The sequence below is a fragment of the Streptomyces sp. NPDC059853 genome, assembly GCF_042731495.1.
Classification (GTDB): Bacteria; Actinomycetota; Actinomycetes; order Streptomycetales; family Streptomycetaceae; genus Streptomyces.
Genome location: NZ_JBHWJL010000245.1, coordinates 1 through 8,099, shown reverse-complemented (window position 1 = coordinate 8,099; position 8,099 = coordinate 1). Strand labels below are relative to the sequence as shown.

The following is an 8,099-nucleotide window of genomic DNA, read 5'->3' as shown; positions in this document are numbered from 1 at the left end:
AGGGAGTGGACCGCCACGTGCGGGGCCCCCGTCACCCGGGTGCCGTGCGGCGCGGCGGTCGTCCCCCACGCCGGCTGGACGATGCCCGGGTCGGCGATCGGCAGGGTGCGCGGCACCTCGGTGGCGCCGGTGCCGTGGGCCGCTCCGCGCCCGGGCCGGACGATGCCGGGGTCGGCGATCGGCAGGGTGTGCGGCGCTTCGGCGGCAGCCTCGTCGATCGTTCCCTCCGCCGGTTGCACGATGCCGGGGTCGGCGATCGGCAGGGTGCGCGGGGCGTCCGCGGCCACCGGCGCGAGGGCCAGGGCCGGAACGGCGCCGAGGGTGAGGGTGGCGGTGACGACCGCGCCCAGAACACCGGCGCGGAGGCTGGCGTGCGTCATGGGGGTTCTCCCGATTCTCCGTGGTGGGGATGAGACAGCCCCAGAGGTACCCGACGCACGGGGCCCGGCCGTCCCCTTGTGGGTGTGTGTCGCCCGCACGGGGGAAAAGCGGGATGCCTGTCCTAGCCCTCTTGGCGGTGGGTGTCCGGGAACCGGTGCTGCGCCGCGATCAGCGCGCTCGCCTCCACCTCCGCCGCCGGATGGCCGTGGTGTTCCCGCGGTCAGCACGAACAGCTCCCGGGTACCGGGCAGCGCGTCGTGGATCGCGGACCGGCCCGGCGGACCGGCCCAGCCGTACCCCTTCTGCCTCGCCGAGGCTTCCTCGACCCGGCGGAACTGACGACACACCGACCCCGGCCACACTTCCGGCACCATCCGAACCACCCGCACCACGGGCCCCCGGTACGGCATCCGCCGCACCGGGGGCCCCGGCGTGATGCGCGTCTCTTCACCCCCACGGGGTACCTGACGGACACTAAGGTCTTGACCCCCGGGAAGCGCGCGCCCCTCGGGGGTCCGTCGTCAAGGATCAAAGGAGATCGCACGTGGGCAGGAACCTCGCCGTCGTCGGAGCCGGGCTCATGGGCTCCGGCATCGCCCAGGTCGCCGCCACCGGTGGCTGGACCGTCACCCTGGTGGACACCACCGAGCAGGCACTGGCCAGGGGACGCGGCGGGATCGAGGCGTCGCTGGAGAAATTCGTCGGCAAGGGGAAGCTGAGCGAAGAGGACGCCGGGGCCGCCCTCGGCCGGATCAGCACCGGCACCGCGCTGGACGCCGCCGCCGACGCCGACCTCGTGGTGGAGGCCGTTTTCGAACAGGCCGACATCAAGCGCGACATTTTCGCCACCCTCGACGGTCTGGTGAAGGACACCACCGTGCTGGCCTCCAACACCTCCGCCATCCCCATCACCAAGCTCGCCGCCGCCACCTCCCGCCCCGAACGCGTCGTGGGCACCCACTTCTTCTCCCCGGTACCGATGATGGCGCTGTGCGAACTCGTGCGCGGCCGGCACACCAGCGACGAAACGCTCGCCACCGCCCGCGCGTTCGCCGAGTCCGCCGGCAAGACCTGCATCGTCGTCAACCGCGACGTGGCCGGCTTCGTCACCACCCGGCTCATCTCGGCGCTGATCGTGGAGGCCGCCAGGCTCCACGAGTCCGGCGTGGCCACCGCCGAGGACATCGACCTCGCCTGCAAGCTGGGCTTCGGCCACGCGATGGGGCCGCTCGCCACCGCCGACCTGACCGGCGTCGATGTCCTCACCCACGCCACCGAGAACATCTACACCGAGTCCCGGGACGAGAAGTTCGCCCCGCCGGAGTCGATGCGCCGCATGGTGGACGCCGGGGACCTGGGCCGCAAGAGCGGGCGCGGTTTCCACACCTACTGAGCCGGTACGGGCGGGTACGGGCGGGCCACCGCCGTACCCGCCCACTCACCCCCATGGGTGAAATCGCATCGGTTCCCTCACGCACGGCAACCGGACGGGGGATAGAAGCCGTCAGGTGGAGAGACAGTTGAAGTCAACACGAAAGCAATTCCGGGGAGTGTTATATGCACATCACAGGCGACCACGCCGAGCTGGTCGTCGAAGGCCGCCTGGACGTCCGCAGCGCCGCGGATGCCCGCTCGGCGTTGCACGACGCCGTCGACTCCGGGCAGGGGGATCTCGTGCTCGATCTGAAGAGCCTGCACTCCTGGGACGCGACCGGTCTCGGAGTGATCATGGGGGTCCACCGCAGGGCCGGCCGGTGCGGTCGCCGGCTCGTGCTGCGGGATGTGCCCCCGCAAATGCAGCGGGTGCTGGTGGCCACCCGGCTGCACCGCATCCTGACCATCGCCTCCTGAGCCTCCTCCCGGATTCCGGGAGGAGGCCGCCCCCGGCCGGCCGCCCCGGGGCGCCGTAACAGCTGTGACAGCGGTGACGGATGGGTCACGGCGCGGGGCCGCCTACCATGCCCAGGGAGCCGGGCCAGTAGCGTGGAACCTGCCCAGCGCGTACGCCGCACCCCAACCCACCGCCGCATCCGAGGGACACATGACCATGGAGTCCAGCCAGCCGGCCCCGCACGGTGACCAGCCCGGGGAGCCCGCGGGCACCGGGCGGACCACCGAGTTGGTGGCGGGCGACTTCCTGCTGACCATCAACCCGGTGGACGGCAGCGAGATCGCCTCCTGCCCGCCCGGCCGGCGCCCCATATCCCCGCGCAAAGCCCCCCGGGGCACCAGCGGGGACACCGGCCGCGACCCGCTCGCCCCGCCGCTGCTGGAGCGCGAGGAGGAACGCCGCCGGCTCTACCGGCTGCTGGCCCGCGGCCGCTCCGTACGCCTCACCGGCCCCACCGGCACCGGACGCACCGCCCTGCTGGCCGCCGTCGCCCAGGACTGCGCCGAACTCGCCCCGGACGGCGTGATCCGGCTCTCCGGCCACCGCCGCACCCCCTCCGACCTCCAGCACGAGCTGTACGCCGCCGTACGGCACACCCCCGGCTACCGGCCGGGCCCCACCGAACTCCAGGCCGGACTGCGCGAGATCGGCGCCGTCGTCCTCGTCGACGACCTCGAATTCGGCGCCACCGCCCTGGACGAACTGCTGGACGCCACCCCCGAGTGCGCGTTCCTGTTCAGCGCCGACCCCTCGGTCACCGCGCCCAGCACCACCTCCCGCATCGAGGAGGTCTTCCTCTCCGGTCTCAGCCGCACCGGCGCCCTGGAACTCCTGGAGTTCGCCGCCGCCCGCCCGCTCACCGACGCCGAGACCGACTGGGCCGCCGATCTGTGGATCGCCTCCGAGGGCAGGCCGCGCCGCTTCGTCCAGGCCGCCGCCCTGCTGCGGGCCCGCGACGTCACCGTCGCCACGGGCGCGCCCACCGGCCCGCTGCCGGACGACGAGATGCTCATCGCGTCGCTGGCCGCCGCCCTGCCGGACGCCGACCGCAGCGTCCTGCGCTTCGCCGTCGCCCTCGGCGGCGAACTGCCCGGCCCCGAACAACTGCCCGCGCTCACCAGCGGCGCGGCCACCGGCCACGACCAGCTGGCCGAGTCGGGAGTTGTGAAAATGTCTCGTGGGCTCGGTTTTGTGTATAAGAGACAGGGACCGGCACTGGCCGCCATCGGCTTCGAGGAGGGCGCGGGCGCCCGCGCCCTGGCCGCCGCCCAGCACTACACCTGGTGGCTGGTAGACCCCTCGGTGGACACCGCCCGCGCCGCCGCCGAGGGCGACGTGCTGCTGGCCGTCACCCAGGCCACCCAGCGCGCCGGCCACTCGGCCGCCGCCGCCAACCTCGCGCACAGCGCCGCCCCGCTGCTGGCCGCCGCCGGACGCTGGTCGGTGTGGGAACGGGTGCTGCGCACCGGCCAGGAAGCCTCCCGCGCGGCCGGAGAGGTGGACCAGCAGGCGTACTTCCACCACGAACTGGGCGTCCTCGCCATCTGCGAGGGCCGGCTGGACCGGGCCCGTGCCGAACTGGAGGCGTCGATAGCGCTGCGCGGCGTCCTCGCCGACGCCGGCGGCGTCACCGCCGGCCGCCGCGCCCTGGCGCTGGTCCGCGACCTGTCGGGACCGCCCGCGCTGACCGCCGGCACCGCGTCCGCCCCGCTGACCGCGGCCACCCCGCCGCTGGGCCTGCCCGCCGTCGCCCCGCCCGGGGACGCGCCGTCCGAGGCCAGCACCCAGGCGATCCCGCGCCACGCCGACCCCGCCGCCACCGGCGAACCGACCGCCATCCTGCCCCCGCTGCTGCCGCACGGCGAGCCCGGCGGCGACCCGGCGGACGGCCCCGCGGGCCACAGCGGCCGGTCCGGTGGCCGCTCCGGGCGCCGCACCATGGTGGCGGCCGGAGCCGGGGTACTGCTCATCGGAGTGCTGGGAACGGTGGTGGCGCTGGGCATGTCCTCCGACGAGACCCCCGCCGCCCCCGAGGACGAGCGCACCACCCGGCCCGTGGTCACCGACCGGGACCGCGAGGCGGAGGAGGACACCCCCGAGCCGCCCGCCGAGCCCGGCACCCCGAGCGCGGAGACGGACCCGGAGACGGAGGAGCCGCCCCAGGAGCCCGCGACCGACCCGGAGACCGGCGAGCCGGTGGACCCGTCCACCTCGGGCACCCCGGACCAGGGCAATGCCACCGGCAGCCAGGAGCCGCCCCCGCCCACCCCGGACGACCCGGCGAACGGCGGGGCGGCCGGTCACGACGGTTCCGCCAGCGGTGGGAACGGGGACGGCCCCACGACCGGCAACCCGGGTGGCGGCGACGGTGACGGCGACTCCGGCGACGGTGGGGACACCGACCCCGTCGACCCACCCGAGGACACCACCACCGGTGGTGACGAGGGCGGTGAAGGCGGCGCGGACGAGGGAGCCACCCCGGGCGGCGACAACTCGGCGGGCAACACCACCGCCGCCCCGCCCCCGCCCACCGACGACCCCAGCCCCTCGCCGACCGCGACCGGCAGCGCCTGATCGCTTCGCCGATGGCGCGCGTACGGGGCGGGGCCGCACCGGCCCCGCCCCGTACGCGTACCCGCCGCCGGGCTCAGAACAGCCGCAGCTTGTCGTCCTCGATGCCGCGCAGCCCGTCGTAGTCCAGCGTCACGCAGCGGATGTCGCGGTCCGTGGCCAGCACCCGGGCCTGCGGCTTGATCTCCTGGGCCGCGAACACGCCCTTCACCGGCGCCAGATGCGGATCGCGGTTCAGCAGTTCCAGATAGCGGGTCAGCTGCTCCACACCGTCGATCTCGCCGCGCCGTTTGATCTCCACGGCCACGGTCGTGCCGTCCGCGTCCCGGCCCAGGATGTCCACCGGGCCGATCGCCGTGGGGTACTCGCGCCGGATGAGGGTCCACCCCTCGCCCAGTGTCTCCATGCGGTCGGCCAGCAGTTCCTGGAGGTGCGCCTCCACCCCGTCCTTGATCAGTCCGGGGTCCACGCCCAGTTCGTGGGAGGAGTCGTGCAGGATCTCCTCCATGGTGATGATGAGTTTTTCGCCTGCTTTGTTCTCGACCGTCCACACGGTGTGACCACTGCTGTCGCTCTCCTTCAGCGTGCAGGGCGGTGACATCCAGTTGAGGGGCTTGTAGGCCCGGTCGTCGGCATGGATCGATACGGACTGATCCGCCTTGACGAGGATCAGCCGGGGCGCGGACGGGAGGTGAGCGGTGAGCCGGCCGGCGTAGTCGACGGAACAGCGGGCAATGACGAGACGCATGGTCGGTCACGCTACCGGGCCGCGGGGGGCGCCCGCGACGTGGTCCCGGGGGCAGGCGATGGCTGGTGATATGGGAGGGATTCATGGGATCCGGTGAGTGGCCGGTTATGTGCTCGTTCCACTGACGTGTGCGGGTCAGCAGGCATACGGTGGTCCTCAGGGGGCGTCGCCGTCGGGGTACACCTCGGCGCAGACGCGGTGGCGGCGGTGGCGGGGCCCCCGTGTCCCGTTCGCCCGGCCCCTGCGCGGGGCCGCGAAAGGAGAGATACATGTCGCTCGACGTCTCACCGGCCCTGCTTGAGCAGGCCGAGCGAGGCGAGGTCGACGAGGCCGACTTCGTCGACTGCGTCCGAACCTCCCTCCCCTTCGCCTGGCAGATGATCAGCTCCCTGGTGGCACAGCTCAAGGTGGACGGCGGTGAGTTCGCGGACAACACCACGCCGCCGCCCGATGAGCAGGCCCGTGGCCAGCTGCTGCGCGCCCTCGCCTCCGACGCCATCCGTGGTGCCCTGGAGCGGCACTTCGGCGTCCGGCTGGCATTCCAGAACTGTCACCGGGTCGCCGTGTTCCCCCTCGACACGTCCTCCGACGACCGGCTGGAGAAGTTCACCTCCGTACGGGCCCAGCTGCTCAACCAGTCGCCCGAGCTGCGTGATTGCTGAAAGCCGGAGCCACATCCGGCGCCACTTCCGGCGCTGCGTCCGGCGCCACTTCGGGCGCCGCTGACACGGCCGGTGGCCCCGGTGCTGCCGCTCCTCCCGCGGGTATCGGGAGGAGCGGCACCACCTCCGCGGCCAGCCGCCGCACATTGTGCTCCGTCGGCTCCACACCCCCCGAGCCCTCCACCACCAGGGCGAAGCGCGTGATGCCGGTACGTTCCGCCGTGGCCGCCAGCCGGTCGGCGCACAACTGCGGGGTGCCCACCGGATGCAGTTCGCACAGCAGCTCGGTGTAGGCCAGCGGGTCCCGCATCCGGCGCGGGCTCCCGTCCAGTGTGCGATGCGCCGCGAGCCCCTGCCGCAGCCAGCCGGGCAGCGCACGGCGCAGCGTCTCGACGGCCTCGGTGTGCGAGTCGCCCACCTGGACGACCCCGGCCGAGACGTGTTCCGCCGACGCGACGGTGTCGCCGTCGACCCCCGCCTCCCGGGCCGCCGTGCGCCACAGCGCCACCATCGCGGCCTTCTCCTCGTCGCCGATGTGCATGCCCAGCAGCATCGGCAGTCCGCGCGCGGCGGCCAGCCGCACCGTGGCCGGGGAGGTGCAGGCCACCACGACGGGCGGCCCCGCGCCCCCGGCGGACGGGACCACCGGCACCTGCCGGAAGCGGTAGCGTTCGCCGTCCGCGCCGACCTCGCTCTCGCGCAGCCAGCGCAGCAGCAGATCCAGCGACTCGGGGAAACCGCGCTCGTACGCCGCCGCCCCCGCCCCGAACACCTCCAGGTCGACCCACGGCCCGCCGCGCCCCACCCCGAGCGTGAACCGGCCGCCGGTCAGCAGGTGCAGCAGCACCCCCTGCTCGCCCAGCGCCACCGGGTGGGTGGTGGACAGCACCGAGATCGCGGTCCCCACCCCGATCCGCCGGGTGCGGCCCAGCAGCAGGGCGGCCAGGGTCACCGCCGAGGGGCACAGCCCGTACGGGACGAAGTGGTGCTCGGCCAGCCAGACCGCGTCGAGCCCGGTCTCCTCGGCCACCTCGGCGGAGCGCACGGCCCGCCGCAGCGCCTCGCTCTCCGGCTGCCCCGGGTACTGGCCGGCGAGTACGAACGTGCCGATGCGCATGGTCCTGCCCTTCGTCCGGGTGGTGCTCCGCTCCTGTGGCATTAACGCCTGACACGTGCCAAAGGCACGGTCCGGCGAGAGGTTTTTCCGATGATCTCCCGGCCGGTCGGGGTGCGTAGACTTTTGTCCCCAGCACGGCGCCGATCCACTCCGAGGTGTTGAACGTGTCCCCGCGTCGCAACCGCCCCCGCGGTCCGCAGCAGCCCGCCCGCCGGTCGGGTGAGGACGAGGGCCACCGGTACGGCCTGGAGAGCACCGAGACGTGGCGCGGCGAGGAGTGGGTGGTGCGCCGGATCAGCGGCGGCGCCGCCGTCAAGCACTACCGGTGCCCCGGCTGCGACCAGGAGATCCCGCCGGGCGTGCCGCACGTGGTGAGCTGGCCGCGGGAGGGCGCGGTGGACGACCGGCGGCACTGGCACCGCGCGTGCTGGGAGGCCCGGGACCGCCGCGGCGTGCGGCCCCAGCGGTCCCGTAACGCGCCGCGCTACTAGGACGTCTCTTCCGGTTCTTCGCGGGGCGGCGCCGCCGGCTGCGGCGCCTCGCCGCGTTGCCGGACTGCCCGCAGGCCCTCACCCGTTCAAGCACCCCGACACGCGTGTCACCAACGTCCCGGGACAGCACACCCCAGCTTCTCCGCGCTGTTCCACTCCGGGTACGAGGACATGGCGGAGGACGCGGACGAGGACGCGGACGGGGACTGAGCGGGTTCGCCGGCCGTCACGCCCGCAT

Annotated in this window: 7 protein-coding genes and 1 pseudogene; 5 read left to right on the top strand and 3 right to left on the bottom strand. The window is 73.8% G+C overall.

Going from position 1 to position 8,099, the window contains the following annotated elements:
* A pseudogene (locus ACFV5N_RS21375) lies at positions 1-380 on the bottom strand (hypothetical protein); the annotation flags it as partial.
* Between the two features lie 545 nt (positions 381-925).
* On the opposite strand from ACFV5N_RS21375, the gene ACFV5N_RS21370 reads away from it, so the two are divergent.
* From ACFV5N_RS21370 to ACFV5N_RS21360, 3 genes are all read left to right on the top strand, one after another.
* Positions 926-1,774, top strand: a complete 849-nt coding sequence (locus tag ACFV5N_RS21370; protein WP_385602166.1) for a 3-hydroxyacyl-CoA dehydrogenase family protein — start codon at positions 926-928, stop codon at positions 1,772-1,774.
* 164 nt (positions 1,775-1,938) lie between these two features.
* Positions 1,939-2,232 (top strand): STAS domain-containing protein, encoded by a 294-nt coding sequence (locus ACFV5N_RS21365; protein WP_019435897.1) that lies wholly within the window; start codon positions 1,939-1,941, stop codon positions 2,230-2,232.
* A gap of 196 nt (positions 2,233-2,428) precedes the next feature.
* On the top strand, positions 2,429-4,846 hold the full coding sequence (locus ACFV5N_RS21360) for an ATP-binding protein (protein ID WP_385602163.1): 2,418 nt from the start codon (positions 2,429-2,431) through the stop codon (positions 4,844-4,846).
* A 73-nt stretch (positions 4,847-4,919) separates the two neighbouring features.
* On the opposite strand, the gene nucS is transcribed toward ACFV5N_RS21360, so the two are convergent.
* Positions 4,920-5,591, bottom strand: coding sequence for an endonuclease NucS (gene nucS / locus ACFV5N_RS21355; RefSeq protein WP_385602160.1), 672 nt, complete (start codon positions 5,589-5,591; stop codon positions 4,920-4,922).
* Between the two features lie 269 nt (positions 5,592-5,860).
* On the opposite strand from nucS, the gene ACFV5N_RS21350 reads away from it, so the two are divergent.
* Positions 5,861-6,253 (top strand): SCO5389 family protein, encoded by a 393-nt coding sequence (locus ACFV5N_RS21350; RefSeq protein WP_019435899.1) that lies wholly within the window; start codon positions 5,861-5,863, stop codon positions 6,251-6,253.
* On the opposite strand, the gene ACFV5N_RS21345 is transcribed toward ACFV5N_RS21350, so the two are convergent.
* Positions 6,222-7,370: an LLM class flavin-dependent oxidoreductase gene (locus ACFV5N_RS21345; RefSeq protein WP_385602156.1), complete on the bottom strand. Its 1,149-nt coding sequence runs from the start codon at positions 7,368-7,370 to the stop codon at positions 6,222-6,224. The two genes, ACFV5N_RS21350 and ACFV5N_RS21345, sit on opposite strands and share 32 nt — an antisense overlap.
* A gap of 164 nt (positions 7,371-7,534) precedes the next feature.
* Here ACFV5N_RS21345 and ACFV5N_RS21340 point away from each other — a divergent pair, with 164 nt between their 5' ends.
* On the top strand, positions 7,535-7,861 hold the full coding sequence (locus tag ACFV5N_RS21340; protein WP_385602153.1) for an ATP/GTP-binding protein: 327 nt from the start codon (positions 7,535-7,537) through the stop codon (positions 7,859-7,861).
* The last annotated feature ends 238 nt before the right edge of the window (positions 7,862-8,099 follow it).

Coding starts and splice junctions, on each gene's coding strand:
- ACFV5N_RS21365 (WP_019435897.1), top strand. CDS start 1,939: ATGCACATCACAGGCGACCACGCCGAGCTGGTCGTCGAAGGCCGCCTG.
- ACFV5N_RS21360 (WP_385602163.1), top strand. CDS start 2,429: ATGGAGTCCAGCCAGCCGGCCCCGCACGGTGACCAGCCCGGGGAGCCC.
- nucS (WP_385602160.1), bottom strand. CDS start 5,591: ATGCGTCTCGTCATTGCCCGCTGTTCCGTCGACTACGCCGGCCGGCTC.
- ACFV5N_RS21350 (WP_019435899.1), top strand. CDS start 5,861: ATGTCGCTCGACGTCTCACCGGCCCTGCTTGAGCAGGCCGAGCGAGGC.
- ACFV5N_RS21345 (WP_385602156.1), bottom strand. CDS start 7,370: ATGCGCATCGGCACGTTCGTACTCGCCGGCCAGTACCCGGGGCAGCCG.